This is a genomic window from Methylobacterium sp. 1973, from assembly GCF_040545035.1.
In the GTDB taxonomy this organism is placed as follows: domain Bacteria; phylum Pseudomonadota; class Alphaproteobacteria; order Rhizobiales; family Beijerinckiaceae; genus Methylobacterium; species Methylobacterium fujisawaense.
Genome location: NZ_JBEPLA010000008.1, coordinates 61,732 through 81,818, shown reverse-complemented (window position 1 = coordinate 81,818; position 20,087 = coordinate 61,732). Strand labels below are relative to the sequence as shown.

15 protein-coding genes are annotated in these 20,087 nt (G+C 71.9%); 10 read left to right on the top strand and 5 right to left on the bottom strand.

Annotated features, from left to right (window positions below):
* Positions 1–33: 33 nt before the first annotated feature.
* Together ABIC70_RS16835 and ABIC70_RS16830 are read right to left on the bottom strand one after the other, a co-directional pair.
* Positions 34–1,791 carry a pyrroloquinoline quinone-dependent dehydrogenase gene (locus ABIC70_RS16835; protein WP_502916024.1) on the bottom strand — a complete coding sequence of 586 codons (1,758 nt, stop codon included), beginning with the start codon at positions 1,789–1,791 and terminating at the stop codon, positions 34–36.
* 60 nt (positions 1,792–1,851) lie between these two features.
* A complete protein-coding gene (locus ABIC70_RS16830) occupies positions 1,852–2,385 on the bottom strand; it encodes an ankyrin repeat domain-containing protein (RefSeq protein WP_354440233.1) in 534 nt (177 codons plus the stop codon).
* Between the two features lie 136 nt (positions 2,386–2,521).
* Here ABIC70_RS16830 and ABIC70_RS16825 point away from each other — a divergent pair, with 136 nt between their 5' ends.
* Positions 2,522–2,734, top strand: coding sequence for a hypothetical protein (locus ABIC70_RS16825; RefSeq protein WP_043388686.1), 213 nt, complete (start codon positions 2,522–2,524; stop codon positions 2,732–2,734).
* Between the two features lie 15 nt (positions 2,735–2,749).
* Here ABIC70_RS16825 and uvrB read toward each other — a convergent pair whose 3' ends face one another.
* Entirely contained in the window at positions 2,750–5,512 is a 2,763-nt protein-coding gene (uvrB, locus tag ABIC70_RS16820) for an excinuclease ABC subunit UvrB (protein WP_354440231.1), read from the bottom strand.
* 304 nt (positions 5,513–5,816) lie between these two features.
* On the opposite strand from uvrB, the gene ABIC70_RS16815 reads away from it, so the two are divergent.
* From ABIC70_RS16815 to ABIC70_RS16780, 8 genes are all read left to right on the top strand, one after another.
* A complete protein-coding gene (locus ABIC70_RS16815) occupies positions 5,817–6,434 on the top strand; it encodes a hypothetical protein (protein ID WP_043345491.1) in 618 nt (205 codons plus the stop codon).
* A complete protein-coding gene (locus tag ABIC70_RS16810; RefSeq protein ID WP_043345490.1) occupies positions 6,421–6,810 on the top strand; it encodes a transcriptional regulator in 390 nt (129 codons plus the stop codon). The genes ABIC70_RS16815 and ABIC70_RS16810 overlap by 14 nt, the downstream gene beginning before the upstream one ends.
* 77 nt (positions 6,811–6,887) lie before the next feature.
* On the top strand, positions 6,888–7,610 hold the full coding sequence (locus tag ABIC70_RS16805; protein WP_043345488.1) for a di-trans,poly-cis-decaprenylcistransferase: 723 nt from the start codon (positions 6,888–6,890) through the stop codon (positions 7,608–7,610).
* 43 nt (positions 7,611–7,653) lie between these two features.
* Positions 7,654–8,877: a bifunctional phosphopantothenoylcysteine decarboxylase/phosphopantothenate--cysteine ligase CoaBC gene (coaBC, locus tag ABIC70_RS16800; RefSeq protein ID WP_354440229.1), complete on the top strand. Its 1,224-nt coding sequence runs from the start codon at positions 7,654–7,656 to the stop codon at positions 8,875–8,877.
* Positions 8,878–9,208: 331 nt separating this feature from the next.
* Positions 9,209–11,305: a methyl-accepting chemotaxis protein gene (locus ABIC70_RS16795; protein ID WP_354440388.1), complete on the top strand. Its 2,097-nt coding sequence runs from the start codon at positions 9,209–9,211 to the stop codon at positions 11,303–11,305.
* 107 nt (positions 11,306–11,412) lie between these two features.
* Positions 11,413–11,829: an FKBP-type peptidyl-prolyl cis-trans isomerase gene (locus ABIC70_RS16790; protein ID WP_053610948.1), complete on the top strand. Its 417-nt coding sequence runs from the start codon at positions 11,413–11,415 to the stop codon at positions 11,827–11,829.
* A gap of 37 nt (positions 11,830–11,866) precedes the next feature.
* Entirely contained in the window at positions 11,867–13,237 is a 1,371-nt protein-coding gene (locus ABIC70_RS16785) for a Wadjet anti-phage system protein JetA family protein (protein WP_043345481.1), read from the top strand.
* A complete protein-coding gene (locus ABIC70_RS16780; RefSeq protein WP_043345479.1) occupies positions 13,230–13,856 on the top strand; it encodes a DUF4194 domain-containing protein in 627 nt (208 codons plus the stop codon). The genes ABIC70_RS16785 and ABIC70_RS16780 overlap by 8 nt, the downstream gene beginning before the upstream one ends.
* Positions 13,857–13,989: 133 nt before the next feature.
* On the opposite strand, the gene ABIC70_RS16775 is transcribed toward ABIC70_RS16780, so the two are convergent.
* On the bottom strand, positions 13,990–15,666 hold the full coding sequence (locus tag ABIC70_RS16775) for a methyl-accepting chemotaxis protein (RefSeq protein ID WP_278306627.1): 1,677 nt from the start codon (positions 15,664–15,666) through the stop codon (positions 13,990–13,992).
* A gap of 176 nt (positions 15,667–15,842) precedes the next feature.
* On the opposite strand from ABIC70_RS16775, the gene ABIC70_RS16770 reads away from it, so the two are divergent.
* Positions 15,843–19,280 (top strand): SbcC/MukB-like Walker B domain-containing protein, encoded by a 3,438-nt coding sequence (locus tag ABIC70_RS16770; RefSeq protein ID WP_053610950.1) that lies wholly within the window; start codon positions 15,843–15,845, stop codon positions 19,278–19,280.
* A gap of 230 nt (positions 19,281–19,510) precedes the next feature.
* Here ABIC70_RS16770 and ABIC70_RS16765 read toward each other — a convergent pair whose 3' ends face one another.
* A complete protein-coding gene (locus ABIC70_RS16765) occupies positions 19,511–19,726 on the bottom strand; it encodes a hypothetical protein (protein WP_043352013.1) in 216 nt (71 codons plus the stop codon).
* Between the last annotated feature and the right edge of the window lie 361 nt (positions 19,727–20,087).

Sequence of the window (20,087 nt, the reverse complement as noted above, 5' to 3'; positions counted from 1 at the left end):
GGACGGGAGACATCCGGCCAAGCTCGGTCGCGGTCAATCGGGCAGCGCGAAGACCAGCAATGCGTCGCCGGTGCCGAACCCGGATGCCTTGGTGAAGGAGGCGCCGCCCGCCGCCACCGCGAGGTATTGCTTGCCGTCCAGCGCGTAGGTCATCGCCGGGCCGCTGATGCCGGCCCCGCACTGGAAGCGCCAGAGAATCCGGCCGTCCTTCGCATCGTGGGCGTCGAGATGGCCGTCCTCCTCTCCCGAGAAGACGAGGCCGCCGGCCGTCGCCAGGGTCCCTCCGGAGAGACGGCTCCCGCTGCGGACCGACCAGGCGATCCTGCCGCCATCCACGAGGTCGACCGCCGTCAGCGTGCTGAAGGACGCCTCGCCCTTCGCCTCGCCCGTCTCCGTGTAGCGGATCTCCGGACGCCCGGCGGCCGCCGGAACGGTCTTCACCGTGTAGGTCGTCGCCCCGTGGCGGACCTGAACGTAGGCGCGCCGGCCGTCATAGGCGGTGGGCGGCCACGAGACCGCGCCGAGGGGACCGGGCGCCACCACGGTGCCCTGCGGCGTCGGCGGCGCGAACAGGTTCTTCTGATCGACGAGCGGCGCGGACCGCGCCAGGAGCGTCCCCGTGGCGCGGTCGTGGACGTAGATCCAGCCGGTCTTGCTTGCCGAAGCCACCGCCTTCGCGCCATCGGGCATGTCGAGCAGGAAGGGCGGCGCGGCGACGTCGTAGCCCCATTCGTCGTGCGGCACCTGCTGGTAGTGCCAGCGCAGCGCGCCGGTCTTCACGTCGAGGGCCACGAGGCACATCGTGTAGAGGTTGTCGCCCGGACGCGAGAGGCCGAAATTCTGCGGGGCCGGGTTGCCGGTGCCGAGGAAGATCAGGCCGAGATCCCGATCATAGGCCGGCGTCATCCAGAGGGAGCCGCCGCCGACGCGCCAAGCGTCGCGGTTGGCCGGAGCGGCGGCCTTCTCGGCGGCGATGTCCCGGTGGAGCGGCGTGCCGTCCGCGGTCTGGGCGACGAAGCCCCCCTCCCAACCCTCGGACGGCGTGACGTACCAGCGCCAGCGTTCCTCGCCGGTCTTCGCGTCGTAGGCCGCGAGCCAGCCGCGTCGTCCGTACCCGCCCTCGATGCCGACGACGGCGCCGCCATCGAGGCCGCCCGCCTCGTCCTCGATGTGGAGGCCGTATCCGGCGCCGGTGACGCCGACGATCACGAGCCCGTCGGCAACCAACGGCGGCATCTTGAAGCCGAGACGGCTCGAGCCCTGGACGGGCTTGCCGCCGAGCGTCGCGGCGAGGCCCGAGGCGGTCTCGCTCTCGCCCTCCTCGGGGCGGACCGCCTCCTTGTCCCAGACGATCCTGCCGGTCTTCGCGTCGAGGGCGATCAGCCGCCCGTCCATGGTCGCCTCGAAGACGAGCCCCCCCGACACCGCGACCCCGCGGTTCGAGGGCGGTCCGAAGATCTTCTCGGTGCGCGGCTTGTGGGTGTAGGTCCAGACGGGCTTGCCGGTCTTCGCGTCGAGGGCCGCGACGTTGTTCTGCGTCGTGGAGACGAAGAGGGTGCCGTCCACCATCACGGGCTGGGCCTGGAAGTATCCGGTGATTCCGGTTTGGAAGATCCAGGCGGGGCGCAGCCGACCGACGGTGTCGCGGTCGATCTGGGTCAGGTCGGAGAAGTTGCGGTTGCTCGGATCGTGTCCGAAGGCCGGCCAGGGCGATTCAGCGGCGGAGGTCGACCCGAGGGACGCCGGTCCCGCAAAGCAGGCCAGCAGGACCGCCCCAATCCATCGCGCCAAAGCTGTGCTCCTTTTTGCGGCGACAGTCGCGCCCGCCTGGATCCGTTTCTGAAAGTGGGCCTAAGCCTGCTTCCGGGGCGCCCCGTCGAGCTGCGCCGGCGTCGCCTGGGCACCCATTGCCCGGGCCATGTCGGCGGCGCTCTGTCCGGAGGCGTCGCGCCGGTCCGGGTCGGCGCCGTGGCGGAGGAGCAGGTCGACCATCTCGGTGCGGTCGAACATCGCCGCCGTCATCAGGGCCGTGCGGGTGCCGTCGCCGGTCCCGTCCACCCTGGCCCCGTGCTGGAGCAGGAGCTGCGCGATCGCGAGATCGTTCTTGAAGGCCGCGCCGGCGAGGGGCGTCTGGCCACGGTCATTGGCGAGTTCCGGGTCGCCGCCGGCCTCCAGGATCACCCGCGTGGCGTCCGCCTGGCCGTTATAGGCGGCCAGCATCAGCAGGCTGTCGCCCTTGTCGTTGCGCAGGTTCGCCGGCAGCCCCTGCCCGAACAGGTCGGCGAGATCCTCCGCATGGCCCATCCGCGCGTACTGGAAGACGCGGGCGGCGAAGGCCAGGGTCTCGTCATCGAGGGTCGGGGGCGTGTTCGTCTCTGAGGCCATCGCGTGCTCGTCTCTTCTGGCCGCTGATCTGGGCCGGTCCGGCGTCCACGTCCAGCGGCGGCGGGAACAGTTTCGGGGCGCTGCTCGTTCCAGCCGCCAATCCGGGCCAAAGGCCCGACGCTTCCGGAGCGCGCCGATGCCCCGACCCTTCGAGCCCTTCGCCGACGCCTTGCGCACCGCGCGCGACATCGTCCGGGAGCGCGCAGGCGCGGTCGCACAGGCGGCCGTACAGGCCGATCCCCACGCCTACGACGAGGCCTGCAACGCCCTCGCCGTCCGGATCGCCCAGGCCATCGTCGATGCCGGCGAGGCCGCGACGGCGCATGGCCGGGATCACGAGGCCGCCTGAGCCAACGGCGGCCGGTCAGCCCCGCCGCCGTCCGCCGCCGCCCTTGTATTTGGGCTTCTGCCCGCCGAGCCCCTGCGTCGAGCGCGGCTTCGGCCGCTCCTGCCAGGCCGGCGCGAGGCCGCCCACCGGAAGCTCCCGGTCCGTGCCGGGGCCCATATTGTCGAGGTCGGGCTTGGCGATGCGGCTGCCGCCTCCGCCTGCGCCCCCTGCCCCGCGCGGCGCCTTCCGGCCGAACTTCCCGGCCTCGCGCTCCACGTCGCTCTGTCGTGCCATCGGGTCGTCCGAGACCAGAAGCTCGGTGGCCTGGAGCCGCTTCAGCTCGTCGCGCAGGCGGGCTGCCTCCTCGAAGTCGAGATCGGCGGCGGCGGCGCGCATGCGCTTCTCCAGATCCGCCATCACAGCCTTGAGGTTGTGGCCCACCGTGATCGCGTCCTTGGCCAGCCCGGTATCGACCTGGACGTGGTCGCGCTCGAACACGCTGCTGAGGATGTCGGCGATGCCGCGCTTCACGCTCTGCGGCGTGATCCCGTGCTCTTCGTTGTAGGCGAGCTGCTTGGTGCGGCGCCGCTCGGTCTCGGCCATCGCCCGCTCCATCGAGCCGGTGATGTTGTCCGCGTACAGGATGCAGCGCGCGTCGGCGTTGCGGGCGGCGCGGCCGATGGTCTGGATCAGCGAGGTCTCCGAGCGGAGGAAGCCTTCCTTGTCGGCGTCGAGGATCGCCACCAGGGCGCATTCCGGAATGTCGAGGCCCTCGCGCAGGAGGTTGATGCCGATCAGCACGTCGAAGGCACCGAGCCGCAGGTCGCGGATGATCTCGATGCGCTCCAGCGTGTCGATGTCGGAGTGCATGTAGCGCACCCGCACGCTGTTCTCGTGGAGATACTCGGTGAGGTCCTCGGCCATGCGCTTGGTGAGCGTGGTCACGAGAGTCCGGTAGCCGGCCTGCGCGACTTCGCGGACCTCGCCCAGCAGGTCGTCCACCTGGCTGCGGGCCGGGCGGATCTCGATCACCGGATCCACGAGTCCCGTCGGGCGGATCACCTGCTCGGCGAAGACGCCCCCCGTCTGCTCCATCTCCCACTTGCCGGGCGTCGCCGAGACGTGGACCGTCTGCGGGCGCATCGCGTCCCATTCCTCGAAGCGCAGGGGGCGGTTGTCGAGGCAGGAGGGCAGCCGGAAGCCGTATTCGGCGAGCGTCGCCTTCCGGCGGAAGTCGCCCCGGTACATGCCGCCGATCTGCGGCACCGTGACGTGGCTCTCGTCGGTGAAGACCAGGGCGTTGTCGGGCAGGTACTCGAATAGGGTCGGCGGCGGCTCGCCGGGCTTCCGGCCGGTGAGGTAGCGGGAATAGTTCTCGATGCCGTTGCAGGCGCCGGTGGCCTCGATCATCTCGATGTCGAAGGTGCAGCGCTGGTCGATGCGCTGCGCCTCGATGAGCCGGCCCATCTTGGTCAATTCCTCGATCCGGCCGTTCAGCTCGTTCTTGATGCCCTTGATCGCCTGCTGCAGCGTCGGGCGCGGCGTGACGTAGTGCGAGTTGGCGTAGACCTTCACGAATTTCAGTTCGGAGATCGTCTTGCCGGTGAGCGGATCGAACTCGACGATGCTCTCGACCTCGTCGCCGAACAGGCCGATGCGCCAGCCGCGGTCTTCCAAGTGGGCGGGCCACAGCTCGATGGAATCGCCGCGCACCCGGAAGGTGCCGCGGACGAAATCCGACTGGATCCGCTTGTACTGCAGGGCCACGAGGTCGGCGATGAGCTGGCGCTGCTCGATCCGCTCGCCGAGCGACACGGTGAACGACATCGCCGTGTAGGTCTCGACCGAGCCGATGCCGTAGATGCACGAGACCGAGGCGACGATGATGACGTCGTCCCGCTCCAGCAGGGCGCGGGTGGCGGCGTGGCGCATCCGGTCGATCTGCTCGTTGATCGAGGATTCCTTCTCGATGAACGTGTCGGAGCGCGGGACGTAGGCCTCGGGCTGGTAATAGTCGTAATAGGAGACGAAGTACTCGACGGCGTTGTCCGGGAAGAACGCCTTGAACTCCCCGTAGAGTTGCGCGGCCAGCGTCTTGTTGGGCGCCAGGATCAGGGCCGGGCGCTGGGTCTCCTCGATGATCTTGGCCATCGTGAAGGTCTTGCCCGAGCCGGTGACGCCGAGCAGCACCTGATCGCGCTCGAGTCCCTGCACGCCGCCGACGAGTTCGGCGATCGCTTTCGGCTGGTCACCGGCGGGCTTAAACTCGGATTTCAGCGTGAACCGGACGCCACCCTCGGATTTCTTCGGTCGCTCCGGGCGGTGCGGGACCCAGGTCTGGCCGTCCTTGAACAGCGGGTTGCCCTCGGTGAGCAGCCGCTCCAGGGCCGACACCGTCGCGGAGGCGCCGCCGTCGCCGCCGGGATCCGGCAGGTCGGCGCCTTCGGGCACCGGACCGTCCTCCGGCGGCGTCAGGCCGAGCGCTTGGGCGAGGCGCGGATCGACATCGGCCGCGTCGCCGAGGGCGTAGCCGGCCTGCGGAGCCTCCGCGAAGCCGTCGCGGGCGATCGCGCCCCGGCGCGCGGCGGCCTTGGTGCCGTCCTTGCCGGCTCGTCCTTTCGGCTTGCCCGGCCGCGCGGGCGGCTCGGGGGGCGGCTCGACGGCGGCCGGCCGGTTCCGGTTGAGCGCCGGGTTCAGGAGCTCGGCCAGATAGGTGTCGAGCGGCTTGAGCTCGGGCTTCGACGCCTTGGCGGACGACGCCGAAACGGAAGCGGCGCGCGGTTTCTTCGGTGCTGGCATGAGAACAATATGGGCCTGGACCCCGCTCCGAGGAACCCTGCACGGGTGCGGTTTGACAACTTCCGTGGGAGGCCGCCCGCGCCTGGGAGCGGCGGGTGGGCGAGAACCCCTTCCACTGGAGAAGGTGTAGCGAATACAGCCATTAAGTAGAATTCACGGGGTGCCGATCTCGACCTCGGGCTCGGATGCTGAGAAGATCCGCATCGGCGGAGTGGGACAGGCGGCTTGCGGAAAGCCCATCCTGTCGATACTTTGCGATGCAAAGCGCGGTGCGAAGCATGCTGCAGCCGGGGGCTTGAGGCACATGCAGGACCTGGACAAGGCGCTGGCCGACATCGTGGCGATCCGCTCGCAGATCGCCCGCGACACGGCGTTCCGGGGTTTGGGGGCGGCGACGGTCGCCGGCACCGGCTTCCTCGCGCTGGCCTGCGCGGCGGGGCAGGCCCTGTGGCTCGGCGATCCCGCGGCGCGGCCGGGCCTGTTCTTCGGCCTCTGGATCGCGGCCGCCCTCGCGGCTTTCATGATGATCGGCGTCGAGGCGGTCCGGCGCAGCCGGCGCCTGCATTCCGGCCTCGCCGACGCCATGGTTTGGAACGCCATCGAGGTGTTCCTGCCGGCCGCGGGCGCGGGGGCCTGCCTCGCCCTGGTCGTCGCCCGCTTCGCACCCGACGAGGTCTGGATGCTGCCGGGTCTCTGGCAGGTGCTGGTCGGCCTCGGCCTGTTCGCCTCGTCCCGGATCCTGCCGCGGGCTGTCCAGGGCGTCGGCGCCTGGTATCTGCTCGCCGGGCTCGCCGTGCTGGCGGTCTCGGCCGAGACCCGGGCCCTGTCCCCCTGGACGATGGGCCTGCCCTTCCTGCTCGGTCAAGCGTGGCTGGCCGGGATCATCCATCACGCGGCCCGGGCCTTCGATGACGACCGCTGACCGTTCCGACGGGCGCTTTTCCTACGAGGGGCTCGACAGGATCATCCACGAGCGGGCGCGCCTCAGCGTGCTGACCTCCCTGGTGGCGCATCCGAAGGGCCTGCCCTTCCCGGATCTCAAGCGCCTGTGCGGGCTCACCGACGGCAACCTGAGCCGCCACCTCGCCGTGCTGAGCGAGGCCGATCTGGTGAGCCTCGAGAAGGGCTTCGCGCACAACCGGTCGCAGACAGTCTGCCGCCTCACCGTCACCGGGCGCCAGCGCTTCATCGGCTATCTCGGCGTGCTCGAGCAGGTGGTGCGCGACGCCGCGCAGGCCGCCGAGCGCGGCCCCGAATCCGGTGTCCGCGGCCTCGATCCGGCCACGAAAACGGCGTGAGACCGCCCCGTCCCGCCGGGAATGTTAATCCCGTCTCGATAGACCTGAACGCCACGCCCATGCCGGGAGACTTTACGATGCAAAGCGAAGCGGTGCCGGGTCCCCTGCACGCCGCGATCATCATGGACGGTAACGGGCGCTGGGCCACGCAGCGCGGCCTGCCGCGGCTGGCCGGCCACCACCGCGGCGTGGAGTCGATCCGGCGCACCGCCGAGGCCTGTCCGGATCTCGGCATCGGCACGCTCACGCTCTACGCCTTCTCGGCGGATAACTGGCAGCGCCCCGCCGAAGAGGTCGGCGGCCTGATGCGGCTCCTGCGCTCCTACCTGCGCAACGAGACCCAGCGCCTCGCCCGGACCGGCACGCGCCTCAGCGTCGTCGGTCGGCGCGACCGTCTGCCGGACGGCATCCCCGAGGCGATCGCCGCGGCGGAAGCCGCCACGGCGGCGGGGACCCGGCTGCATCTCCGGATCTGCGTCGACTACTCGGCCCGCGACGCGATCATCGCCGCGGCGCAGCGCCTCCAGGGCGAAGATCCGACGCGCGAGAGCTTCGGCAAGTTGGTGGCCGGCCCGATGCACGGCTCTCCCGTCGATGTCGACCTGCTGATCCGCACCGGCGGCGAGCGCCGTCTTTCCGACTTCATGCTGTGGGAGGCGGCCTATGCCGAGTTGCACTTCACAGAGCGGATGTGGCCCGAGTTCGGTCCCGAGGACCTGGCCGAGGCGGTCGCCGAGTTCGGCCGCCGCGAGCGCCGGTTCGGCGGGCTGAAAGCTCCGGCAGTCCCGGCCGCGGCCTGAGGCCGCTTGACGCGCGCGCGCCGGCGCGCAGAGGGTCGTCGTCATGACCGAGACCCTCGCCCAGCGCCGCGTCCTCCTCGTCATCGGCGGCGGCATCGCGGCCTACAAGGCCCTCGACCTGATCCGGCGCCTGCGCGAGCGCGGCGCCAGCGTCTGCCCGGTGCTGACCGCGGGGGCGCAGGAATTCGTGACGCCCCTTGCCGCCGCCGCGCTCGCCGGCGAGCGGGCCCATACCGACCTGTTCGACCGGGCTTCCGAGGCCGAGATCGGCCACATCAAGCTCGCCCGTCAGGCGGATGCCGTGGTGGTGGCGCCCGCGACCGCCAACCTGATGGCCCGCATGGCCGGCGGTCACGCGGCCGACCTCGCGACCACCGTCCTGCTGGCGACGACCCTTCCGATCCTGATCGCGCCGGCCATGAACGTCCAGATGTGGGCGCATCCGGCCACCCGCCGGAACCGCGCGGTCCTGGAGGGCGACGGCGTCCGGATCGTCGGGCCGAATGCCGGCCGGATGGCGGAGCCCGAATCCGGCCCCGGCCGAATGGCCGAGCCCAACGAGATCGCCGATGCGCTGGAGCGGATGCTCGGCCAGCAGGCCGGGGACAGGCCCCTGGCCGGCCGGCGCGTGCTCGTGACCTCCGGTCCCACCCACGAGCCGATCGATCCGGTCCGCTACATCGCCAACCGCTCCTCCGGCCGCCAGGGCCACGCCATCGCGGCGGCCGCCGCTGCGGCCGGTGCCGCCGTGACCCTGGTCTCCGGACCCGTGGCGCTCCCCGATCCGCCGGGCGTCGCCGTCGTCCGGGTCGAGACCGCCCGGCAGATGCTGGAAGCCGTCGAGGCGGCGCTGCCGGCCGACATCGCGGTCTTCGCCGCCGCGGTCGCCGACTGGCGTCCGGAGCAGGAGGCCGGCAGCAAGAAGATCAAGAAGGACGGCACCGGCCCGGCGCCGATGCCGCTGGTGGAGAATCCCGACATCCTCGCCACGATCGCCCGCCTGCCGGTGGGGCGCCCGCCCCTCGTGGTCGGGTTCGCCGCCGAGACCGACACGGTCGTCGAGCACGCCCGGGCGAAGATTGCCCGGAAGGGCTGCGACCTGATCGTGGCCAACGACGTCTCGGCCGAGGGCGGCGTCATGGGCGGCGCCGACAACACGGTTCACCTGATCCGACGGGACGGTGCGGTGGAAACCTGGCCGCGCCTCGGCAAGGAGGAAGTCGCCCGGCGGCTCGTGGCCCATGTCGCGGCGCTTCTGGCCGGCTGACGCGACGGGGCCGCTGCGAGCCCGCCTCCCTGCCCCGCGAAGGTGCTTCGAAGGTGCTTTGTCGGCCCGCGCGCCCCGGCGGCGACGTCGATCGCGCGCAGACGGGTGAGAGACGGTCCTGAGATATTTGTATTTTGGAAGAGATGCTTTTCGCGATTATTCGCGGTTTCATTCGGTAAGTGCCGGAAATTCCCTCAAATCATATTTCGAATGAGGCTATACGCGGTCAAATGACCATAGAAATACATCAGATTTTTTGATTGTGCCTGAGAAAAACTTGTTATGATCCTGCGATGCGCTCGATCTGTCGGGCCGTCGGAGGTGAAGCATGATGCGGGTGCGGGACCTGTCGATCCGGACGACCATGTGTCTCGTCCTCGTCGCCATGGCGACGATCATGCTGGCCTTCGCGACGGGCGCCGTGCGGGAGGCGCAGGAGCAGGCGGCGGAGGCCGAGCAGGTCATCACCTTGGTGCGGGCGAGCCGCGCCCTTCTCCAGACCCTGAACGTGGCCCGGTTCGAACGGGGGGCGACGCTGCAATTCCTCGCCGCCGCCGAGCCCGTCGAGGCCGAGACCCGCGCGTCGCTCTACGCGGACCGGCAGCGGGTGATCGCCGGGCTGGCCGAAGCCCAGCCCCTCCTCGACGGGCTGGGTCTCCCCGCCGTGACTGCGACCCTCGGCCCCCTGCGGGCTGCCGGCGGACGCGTCGAACGCCTCCGGCCGCGGGTCGACGCGGCCCTGAAGCTGTCGGGATCCCAGCGGGATGGCGCGGTGACGACCGAGGCGAAGGCCGCCTTCCAGGAGATGCTCGATACCCTGATCGCCACGAGCGATGCCGTGGATGCCGCGATCCCGCTGTCCGACGGGATCCTCCGACGCGATCTCGCCCTCAAGCGGGCGGCCTGGTCGACGCGCATGGCCAACGGAGCCGTCGCCCTGCGGGTGCAGACGTCCCTGGCGGCCGGGACGGCCTGGTCGCTGGACGAGACCGTGGCGGCCGCCGAGGAGCGGGGACGTCTCGACGCGGCCTGGAGATCGGCCATCGAGGCCGCTTCGGAGATGTCCGAGACGGTTCGCGCGGCGTTCCGCCGGGCCCGGGAGAACAATTTCGAGGGCCCATCCCTGGCCCGCCGGTCCGCAGTGGCGACCGCGCTGGGCCGCGGCACGCCGCCGGGTCTGACGCTCGCGCAGGCGCGCAAGCTCGATACGCCCGAGCAGGTCACCCTCGTCGACCTCGCCTTCGTCTGCCTCGACGAGATGATCGCGCGGGCCGAGACCCTGTCCGGCGCGGCCCGGCGCGTCCTGCTGCGCGACGGGGCGGCCCTGCTGGCAACCCTGCTCCTCGTCGCGCTCGCCCTGATCGTGCTCTTCCGCGGGGTGCTGCGGCCGATCCGGGCGATCACCGCGACGATGGAGGCCCTCGCGGCCGGGGATGCCGACGTCGCGCTCCCAAGCCTGGACCGGCGCAACGAGATCGGCGCCATGGTTCGGGCCGTGCAGGTCTTCAAGGACAACCTGATCCGGTCCCGTCGCCTCGAAGCCGAGGCCGAAGAGGTCCGGCAGGCCGCCGAGGCGCGGCGCCGCAGCGGATTGCGCGCGATGGCCGAGCGCTTCGAGCGGGCGGTCGGCGGCGTCATCGCCCAGGTCTCGGCCTCGGCCACGGCCCTGCAGGCCACCGCCGGGAGCATGACGGAGACCGCGGCCGAGAGTGCCGGGCAGTCGACAACTGTCGCCGCCGCCGCCGAGCAGGCGGCGAGCAACGTCAACACCGTGGCGGCGGCTGCCGAGGAACTCGGCACCTCCGTGCAGGAAATCGGCCGGCAGGTCGACGGCTCGGCCAATCTCGCGCGTGCGGCCGTCGCGGAGGCCGATCAGACCGGCGCGCTGGTCCGGGACCTGAGCGAGGCCGTGTCGCGGATCGGCGACGTCGTCGGGCTGATCGCGACCATCGCGGGCCAGACGAACCTGCTGGCGTTGAACGCCACGATCGAGGCGGCGCGGGCGGGCGCCGCCGGTCGCGGCTTCGCGGTCGTTGCCGCCGAAGTGAAGGCGCTGGCCGTTCAGACCGCCCGCGCCACGGACGAGATCTCGGGCCAGATCGGGCGGGTTCAGGCCTCGACGGGCGAGGCCGTCGCGGCGATCGGGACGATCACGGCCCGGATCCGCGAGATCGACGGCGTGGCGACCTCGATCGCCGCCGCGGTGGAGCAGCAGGGCGCGGCCACTCAGGAGATCGTCCGCAACGTCGGACAGGCGGCGCAGGGCGCGGCCGCGGTCACCGGCCATATCGCCGGCGTCGCCGAAGCCTCGAGCGCGACCGAGGCGGCGGCGGGGGAGGTTCTGGCCGCGGCCGCGGCCCTGTCGGCCCAGTCCGCGCATCTGACCGCCGAGGTCGACCGGTTCCTGGACAGCGTCCGCGCCGCCTGAACGGCCCCGGAGGCTCGGGCGACCGGGCTCCCTGGCCTGGACGGGTCCGAGGCGATAGAAGGCCTCCCGACGGCCGGCGCGCACGGCGCCGGCTCCAGGGAGAAACCATGCCTCGCCTGTCCCCCCTCTTCGGAGCCGCGTTGATCGCCATGACCACAGCCGCCAATGCCGAGACCGTGACCACGCCCTCCGGCCTCAAGTATCAGGACGAGGTCGTCGGCACCGGGCCTGAGCCGAAGGCCGGCCAGCAGGTCACCGTCCAGTACACCGGCTGGCTCGACGAGGGCGGCAAGAAGGGCAAGAAGTTCGATTCGTCCCGCGACCGCAACCAGCCCTTCAGCTTCCCCCTCGGCGCCGGCCAGGTGATCAAGGGCTGGGACGAGGGCGTCGCCACCATGAAGACCGGCGGCAAGCGCACCCTGATCATCCCGCCGCAGCTCGGCTACGGCGCCCGGGGCGCCGGCGGCGTGATCCCGCCGAACGCCACCCTGATCTTCGACGTCGAACTCCTCGGCGCGAAGTAAGCGGCACGGCTGCGCGACGGCGAGAGTTTCCAGAACCATGCTGTTCGCGCAGCTGTCCGACGAGCTGTTCAAGCCGCTGGCTTCGCCGAGCCGCAGCTTCAACGCGGCCCTGCTCCTGCACCTGCACCGGCGCGTCCTCGGGGCCGAGCCGGTGCGCAAGGCCGAGCTTCTGGCCGAGATCGGCGACTTCGCCGCCGGCTGGAGCGATCCCGAGGTCAGCGGCGACGAGCCGATCTCCGCCGATCCGACCGAGCGCCGCACGGCGCTCTACCGGCGCCTCCTCGACACCGGCTGGCTGATTGAGCGCCGCGAGCGCTACGTTCCGGTCGCGGAGTTCGACCCCGAGGCGCGGCTCCTCCTGGAGGAGCTGTCCCGGCTGGAACGGGGCGAGACCCGCTCCTACGGCGGGGCCGTGCTGGAGGTTCTGGGTGGCCTCGAGAGCGCCCTGTCGGATCCGGCGAACCGCTCCGAGGCCCTCTCCAACGCCGCCCGGGGCGCGGCCGCCTTCCTGTCGCACGTGCGCGGGCTCGCGGCCGGCATGCGCAAGGTCGAGGAGCGCATCCTGCGCGAGCCCGACCGCGCCAAGACCTTCCGGCTGTTCTTCGAGGATTTCGTCGAGCGCCACCTGATCAGCGACTACCGGACGCTCCACACCCGCTTCAACCCGTTCCGCTTCCGCGCCAGCGTGGTGCGCGAGGCCGGCCGGGCGCTGCGCGACGCCCTCACCGTCCGGGCCCTGGCCGAGGGCCTCATCCGGGAGGGGCGGAGCGCCGATCTCGACGCGGCGCAGCGGGCCGTCCGGACGGATCTCGCCCAGATTCTCGCGGTGTTCGAGGGGCTCGACAACCATCTCGATGCCGTCGACGCCGTGGTGGCGCGTCTGGAGCGTCGGATCGCCTCCGCCCTGCACGTGATGGACCGCCCGGATCCGAGCGGCGTCGAGCGCGTGGCCGCGATGCTGCGCGCCGTCGGCGGGTCGGAGATCGCCCCCGACGTGCCGGGCGACGTCTCGCTGCTGCGGCCGCCCATCGGGCACGCGCATCTCCAGGCGCCGCGGGCCCGCAAGGCCGCGATCGACATGGAGCCCCTGCCCGACATCGAGGACGATCCGGTGGTCGACGCCTTCGCGGCCGCCAAGGCGGAGTTCCGGCGCCGCACCACCGTGACGCCCGAAAGCATGAGCGCCTTCGTGGAGGCCCGACTCGGAAAGGCGGTTCGGCTGCGCGGGTCGCAGATCGTGATCGCGGGCGTCGACGACTTCATCGTGTTCCAGCGCCTGCGCGAGATCGACGTGCTGTTCGACGCCAAGCTCGGCGAGCGCTACGCCGTCACCCGGCTGCCCGAGCGGGTGGCCAATGGCTGGCTCGACTGCCCGGATTTCCTTCTGGAGCGCCGCCCCTATGCTTGAGGGCTTCCGCGCGATCATCGACGGCGACGAGCCGCCGCCGCCCGGCGCAAGGGCGCCGGATGCCGAAGAGCTGAGCCGTGCCCTCCAAGTGCTTCTGAAGGGGCAGGTGATCTACGCCGAGACCCAGGGGATCGGCCGCTCCTACGAGCTCGCCCGGCACTACGCCCCGTTCTTCACCGACTACTTCGCCTGCCTCGGCTACGCGCTCACGGTCTCGCATCGCGACCAGATGGTCTCGCTGAGCCCGGCCGCCGACGCGCCCCGCCACGACATCGTCTCGGAGCGCCTGCGCAAGGACGAGACGCTGGTGCTCCTGGCGCTCCGGCTCCTCTACGAGGAGGGCCTGCGCGACCACCGGGCCGGGACTGACGGGATCGTCGACTGCACCACCGACGAGATCGTCGAGAAGATCCGCACCGTGGCGCGCAACGAGCCTCCCGAGGAGGGGCGGCTCGCCGACATCCTGCGCCTCTACGCGAAGCGCGGCGGCCTGCGCCTCGGCGAGCGCGACCGGGTCGAGCGGGTCACCCCGCTCTCGCTCCTGCCGGGGCTGACGGTGCTGGCTTCCGACGCCTGGATGGAACGCCTTCGGGCGTGGTCGGAGGCCGGGGAGGCCTGATTCCGACGTCCGTCCTTGAGGGGGGCGTCTTCGCCAACGGAGCGAAGCGCCCCGGCGGCGGTCCGCTCGACGACGTCCCGCTGACCGGGGTCAAGCGTGGCGCCCGTGACGCCGCCGGCCGGCCGGTATCCGGTCAGGCCGCCCGGACGGTCGCCAGGAAGTGCTCCACCTCGCTGCCGAGATGGGCCGCCTGCCGGGCCATCTCGGAGGCCGATGCCAGGACCTGCGCGGCGGCCGCCCCGGTCTCCTCGGCGGCGCCCGCGACGCCGCTGACATTGGCGGTGACGGATTCGGTCCCGGTCGCCGCCTCGGCGACGTTGCGGACGATCTCCTGGGTGGCCGCGCCCTGCTCCTCCACCGCGGCGGCGATCGACGTCGCCATACCGCTGATCTCGCGGATGCGGCCCGCGATGCCGTCGATGGCCTGGACGGCCTGGCCGGTCGAGCCCTGGATCTGTGCGATCTGGGCCGAGATCTCGGCCGTGGCCTTGGCGGTCTGGTCGGCCAGCGCCTTCACCTCGGTGGCGACGACCGCGAAGCCGCGTCCCGCGGCGCCGGCCCGGGCGGCCTCGATCGTGGCGTTCAGCGCCAGCAGGTTGGTCTGGCTGGCGATGGCCGAGATCAGGTCCACCACCTCCCCGACCCGGCGCGCGCCGGTGCTCAGGGCCTGGACGAGATCGGCCGTGGCGGCCGCCTCGCGGACGGCGGCCTGCGCCAGATCCGCCGAGGAGCCGACCTGACGGCCGATCTCGTTGACCGAGGAGCCCAGTTCCTCGGCGGCCGCCGCGACCGTGGTCACGTTGCTGGAGGCCTCCTCGGCGGCGGCCGCCGCGCTGGTCGACTGGCCGGCCGTCTGCGTCGCCGTCACGGTGAGGCTCTGGGCCGTGGATTGGAGCTGCGTCGCTGCCGACGTCACCGAGCCGACGATACCGCCGATGGCCGACTCGAACCGGTCGGCGAGTTCGCGCGTCGCCTGCCGGCGCTGGGCCTCGGCGCCGGCCCGGGCCTGCGCGGTCTCGGCCTCGAGGGCGCGGGCGTGCAGCAGGTTCTCCCGGAAGACCGCGACGGTCGCCGACATGGCGCCGATCTCGTCCCGCCGCGCCGCGTAGGGGATCTCGGCCTGCGTGTCGCCGTCGGCGAGGCGCCGCATGGACCGCGTCATCCCCGCGAGCGGCCGCGACACGCCCGTGAAGGCGTACAGCATGGCGCCCAGCGCGATGACGAAGCTGACGAGCAGGCTCACGATGGTGGTCCGGACCGCGTCCGCTTGGCTGTCGCGGGCCGTGCGCCCGGCCGCCTCGCCGTTCCTGATGTTCAGGTCGGCCAGAGCGCGGGTCGCGGTCGAGGCCGCGAGATAGTTGGCGTTCATCGGCCCGCGGAAATAGGCGAGCGCCTGATCGTGCTGATCGGCCGGGAAGGCGCGCAGACGGGTCCAGTCGGCCTGCTGCACCGCGAGCTTGGCGAGCAGGTCGTCGTAGATCGCCTGCTCCTCCTTCGACGCCACCAGGGTGCGGTAGGCCTCGGCCTTCGCCTGGCGGTTCCGCATCATCTCGTCCGCGCTCTTCAGGCTGGTCGCGCGCTCCGATTCGGTATCCGCCGTCACGTAGCGGAACTGCCACAGTCGCGAGCGCATCACGAGGGCGTTGATCGCCTGGGCCTCGTTGATCGACGGCACGGCGTTGTCGATCAGCTCCGCGAGCCGCTGGTCGACCGCCTGCATTTTGTAGAGAGTCACGCCGCCCTGAACCAGCGCCGCCAGGAGCAGGAGGGCGAAGAGGCCGCTGAGTTTTGCTTTGAGACTGAGACGCATCGGTCGGTTCCGGTCGTGCGGACGAGACCGGCAGGACATGAACAGGTTGTGCTAATAGTGTCATAACCTGAGGTAGGATCGGGCTTCAGAGGTTCGCGCGTGTCGGCTTGCATACGCGGCCGAGTCCGGCCAACTGGGCCGAACATTCCTCGCCACCGGCCCGACCCACCCACATCGTGTACGTCCTCACCGACATCGCCATCTCCAATTGGTACCTGATCCGCCGCGAGCAGATCCGGCTGCGCGGTGCCGCCGCGCTGGTCGGGCCGACGGGGGCCGGGAAATCGACGATCTTCGATGCGGTCGGCACGGTGCTGGCCGGCAACAACGCCAGCCGCCTCGCCCTCAACGCCTCGGCCTCCGGGCGCAGCGCCCGAACCGTGCGCGACTATTGCTTGGGCTGGATCAGCGACCCGGCGGAAGGCGGCCGCCCGACCCGGGAATCCTGCGAGACCGTGCTGGTCCTGGTCTTCGAGAATCCCGATTCCGGCCGCGTGGTCTCGGTCGGCCTCGCCCTGGCCGCTCGGGCCGTGGAGCCCAAGGAGACGGTGCTCTCGCGCTTCATCGCGGTCGGGCACCGGTTCGAGGTCTCCGACTACGCCCGCACCGCCCCCGGCGGCACCTACACGGCGCCCTGGAGCGAGATCGCCGCGGACCTGCGGGCCCGCGCGGCGAGCTTCACCGAGTACCGGACCTCCGGCGAACGCTTCACGGCCGATGTCCTCGCCACCCTGCGCGAGGGGGCGCCGTCGCCGGAGCCGCGCCACTTCCTGCGCAGCTTCGCCAACGCGGTGGCGTTCAAGCCGATCTTCGACACCAGCGCCTTCGTGCGCGCCTTCGTGCTCGACCCGGAGCCCCTGGACGTCGAGCGCGTGCGCCACTCCATCGCGAACTGGCGTCGGCTTCTGGAGACCATCGCCGAGCTGGAGAGCCGGCTCGGACGCCTGCGGCGCCTGCGCGACCGCTACGAAGCCTGGGGTGAGGCGGTCCTCGCTGCCGCGACGCACGAGCTGCGCGCGGCGAGCGCCGAGCTGCGCCGCCGGAGCCTCGACCTCATCGCCGTCCGGTCCCGGCTCCGGGAAGGCGCCGACACCCTGCGCATCGCCCGCGAGCGCGTCGCGGCGAGCCGCGGCTACGTCCGCGAGATCGACGGCGAGATCGCCGAGAAGAAGGCGCTGGCCACCGCGAGCGCCGCCGAGGGCCGGCTCGCCGCCTCGACGCTGGGCCTCTCCATGCTGGAGCGCGACCGGAAGGAGCTGATCGGCCGGATCGGCGATCTCGTCGGCCTCGTCGGGCAGATGGCCAAGCTCCAGCCGGTCGCCCCGATCCTGCGCCAGAGCTGCCCGCAGGCGGCCCGCCTCGCCGAGGCCTGCGCCCGGGCGGGCCTGCGTCGGGAATCCTCCCCCGAGGAGATCCTGCGCCCCGAGGGGCCGCTCGCCGAATTGGCCGACGGGCTGGTGCGCCTGCCCGATTTCGACGAGGCGCTGGAGCGGGCCGCCGAGGACGCGGCGCTGAAGGCCCGCGCCCAGGAGAGCGAGGCCGAGCGCACGGCGCCGCGCACCGGCGGCGGCCCGACCGCGCGCCTCTCCTCCGACACGGTGGCGTTCCGCGGCGAGCTGGAGCGCCGCGGCATCGACGCGGTGCCGATCTGCGAACTGGCCGAGATCGTCGACCCGACCTGGGGGCCGGCCCTCGAAGGCCTGCTGGGGCGCGCCCGCGAGGCCCTGGTGGTTCCCCCGGACCGGCTGAACGAGGCACTCGGCGTCCTGCAATCCGGCCGCGACCGGTTCCACCGCTGCATCCTGGTGAAGACCACCGACACCGCCAAGCAGCGGTCCCGCCGCTACGACGACGGTCCGCTCACCGTGATCGAGACCAGCGACCCGCACGCGGAGGCGTTCCTCGGCGTGCGGCTCGGCGGCTACGACCTCGCCCGGGACGACGCCGAACTGGCCCGCCTCGCCCGGGCGGTCGCCCCGAGCGGCCGGACCACGGCCGGGATGGCCTATTCGGTCACCCGCAGCGTCGACCTGCTGATGACCCGCGGCCATCGCGGGCCCACCGCCGACAGCCGCCGCGCCCACGAGATCGCCGTCGCCGAGGCGCGGCGCCTGCGCGGCGAGGCCGCGGTCCTGCGCGAGGCCGCCCGGACGGCGGCCGCGATCCGGGCCCGCGTCGCCCGGGGCCTCGACGACGTGGAGGCGCTCCGGGCCGAGCTCGACGGGCTCGACGGACGGCGGCGCACGCTCCAGACCGAGCGGGAGGGCATCGAGAAGCGTGACACGGCCGGGCTCGCCGCCGAGATCGCCGCGCTGACCACCGAGCGGGTCGGCTACCTGCGGGAATTGTCGGAGGAGCTGGAGCCCAAGCTCGACCGCCTGCTCGCCGACGAGGCGGCGCTGCGCGCCCGGATGGGACCGGTGCGCGAGGCCGTCCGCGCCGCTCTGTCTGCCCGCCGCGCGGCCCTGCGCCAGCTCAGCGCCGGCGACGCCGCGCGGGTGCGCCTCGCCCGCGGCGAGCCCTTCGACCTCGGCGTGGTCGCCGAGGCGCGGCGGGCGCTGGCCGGCCTCGATGCCAAGGCGGCCGGGTCCCGGGTGACCGCCGAGCGCGGCCTCGCCCGGGAGTCCGCCGAGGCCGCCCGCTCCCACGGGCGGATCGCCGAGCGGGAGCTGGCGGAGGCCTGCGCCGCCTGGCGGGTGGAGAACCCGCTCGCCTCCGGGGACGCCCCGGCGATCGACGGCTTCGCCTGGGTGCGGCGGGAATACGAGGCCGTGGAGGGGCACGAACTCCGCCGCTACAGGGCGCAGGCCGAGCGGGCCGAGGTCGAGATGCGCCGCCTGATGACCGAGGATCTGCTGACGCGCCTCGCCGACCGGTTCGAGCGGGTCCATGCCCGGCTCGCCGCCCTCAACGAGCGGCTCTCCGCGCGCAGCTTCACCGGCCAGACCTACGCGTTCGAGGCGGCGGTGGATCGCCGCTATGCCGCCGTGCACGCGCTCGCCACCGAGACCGCCCGCTCACCCGAGGCCGCGCAGGCGCTGCTCGCCGGCGAGGCGGAGGGGCAGATGGCGGCGGCGCTCGAGGAGATCACTGCGCTGATCGCCGGCGAGGAGGATGCGGCGCGGCTCGCCGATTACCGCAACTACTTCGTCTACGAGATCGGCATGCGCGACCGGGCGGGCAACCGCACCACGATGTCGGCCCGGGCGCTGCGCGGCTCCGGCGGCGAGGCCCAGGCGCCGTTCTACGTGGCGATCGCCGCCTCGCTGGCCAGCGCCTATTATCCGGGCGACCGGCCGGGAGACGAGAATCCGGGCTTGGGCCTATGCCTGCTCGACGAGGCCTTCTCGAAGCTCGACGTGCGCAACAGCCAGGCGCTGGTCGATCTGTACCGGGCCTGGGGGCTGCAGCTCCTGATCGCCGCCCCCGAGGACAAGCGCACCACGCTGACCGAAGTGATGGATACGATCGTGACGGTCTACAAGAGCCCGGATCTCACCTCGGTGCGGATCGAGGCCGAACATCCCCTCGAGGCGGCCCGGCGGGCGCTGCACGCGATCAACCCCGACCAGATCGGGATCGAGGGGTTTCGCCAGCCGGACGCGGCGGAGTGATCGGCGCCGGGGTCGGCGCCTTCGGGCGATCAGAGCCCTCACGGTCGTGACGCGCGTCGCGACCCTTGCCTTCGGGACGTTCGGAAACGTGGTGCTCGCGGTTGCTGCGCGTCGCGCGCCAGGACAGCCGCGCCGACGCCATCACCGGGGGGGCTCACCGAGCCCGCGCAGGGCCGGGGCGGGGCTCGCGCCGCCATCCCCGGTATCCCCGTTCTTCGTCGCGCCGGGCGTCAGTTCAGGTAGGTGCGGATCCAGTTCGGCGAGAGGATCTCGCCCTCTTCGGTGATGATCCAGGGCTGCTTGGCCGGGTCGGCCAGGGCACCGGCCGCGGCCGCGATCGCCTCGCGCAGGGTGTCGTAGCGCTCGGGCTGCGCAAGCGGGGCGCTCGCCGGGGCCGTGCGCCAGATCGTCAGATCCGCGGGCCGTTCCAGAGCTTCGGTTTCCATGGGTACTCGTCCTTCCGAACCGTTTTGGACCGTTCAGATCGCCGCCGCCGGACTGGGCCGAGGAGCGGTGGCGATCGAGGGTCTGAGCGTCAATGCAAGCATCTCTGCGGCAGCTTTGCGATCAATTCGGGCGGTTTTCGAAGCCAGCACCCGGTGCCGAGGCACGAGCGTGGGCGGGGTTCGGTGTTCCATGTCCGTATTGAGCACAGCTGAGCTGCCCTGGACTTGCGAGAATTGTGGCTCCTGAATGGTGACCATTCCGTTAGCCAGTCTGCACCGGTCGCCGACGTGCGCCAGAACACGTCAGGAGCCTGTCGGCGGCGGTGCCTCTCTGTGTTGACGCCCCGATCCTGAACGCGCA

What these genes read in the sequence shown, in the direction of transcription:
- ABIC70_RS16830 (WP_354440233.1), bottom strand. Translation starts at nt 2,385, where the DNA reads ATGGCCTCAGAGACGAACACGCCCCCGACCCTCGATGACGAGACCCTG.
- ABIC70_RS16825 (WP_043388686.1), top strand. Translation starts at nt 2,522, where the DNA reads ATGCCCCGACCCTTCGAGCCCTTCGCCGACGCCTTGCGCACCGCGCGC.
- uvrB (WP_354440231.1), bottom strand. Translation starts at nt 5,512, where the DNA reads ATGCCAGCACCGAAGAAACCGCGCGCCGCTTCCGTTTCGGCGTCGTCC.
- ABIC70_RS16815 (WP_043345491.1), top strand. Translation starts at nt 5,817, where the DNA reads ATGCAGGACCTGGACAAGGCGCTGGCCGACATCGTGGCGATCCGCTCG.
- ABIC70_RS16810 (WP_043345490.1), top strand. Translation starts at nt 6,421, where the DNA reads ATGACGACCGCTGACCGTTCCGACGGGCGCTTTTCCTACGAGGGGCTC.
- ABIC70_RS16805 (WP_043345488.1), top strand. Translation starts at nt 6,888, where the DNA reads ATGCAAAGCGAAGCGGTGCCGGGTCCCCTGCACGCCGCGATCATCATG.
- coaBC (WP_354440229.1), top strand. Translation starts at nt 7,654, where the DNA reads ATGACCGAGACCCTCGCCCAGCGCCGCGTCCTCCTCGTCATCGGCGGC.
- ABIC70_RS16795 (WP_354440388.1), top strand. Translation starts at nt 9,209, where the DNA reads ATGCGGGTGCGGGACCTGTCGATCCGGACGACCATGTGTCTCGTCCTC.
- ABIC70_RS16790 (WP_053610948.1), top strand. Translation starts at nt 11,413, where the DNA reads ATGCCTCGCCTGTCCCCCCTCTTCGGAGCCGCGTTGATCGCCATGACC.
- ABIC70_RS16785 (WP_043345481.1), top strand. Translation starts at nt 11,867, where the DNA reads ATGCTGTTCGCGCAGCTGTCCGACGAGCTGTTCAAGCCGCTGGCTTCG.
- ABIC70_RS16780 (WP_043345479.1), top strand. Translation starts at nt 13,230, where the DNA reads ATGCTTGAGGGCTTCCGCGCGATCATCGACGGCGACGAGCCGCCGCCG.
- ABIC70_RS16775 (WP_278306627.1), bottom strand. Translation starts at nt 15,666, where the DNA reads ATGCGTCTCAGTCTCAAAGCAAAACTCAGCGGCCTCTTCGCCCTCCTG.
- ABIC70_RS16765 (WP_043352013.1), bottom strand. Translation starts at nt 19,726, where the DNA reads ATGGAAACCGAAGCTCTGGAACGGCCCGCGGATCTGACGATCTGGCGC.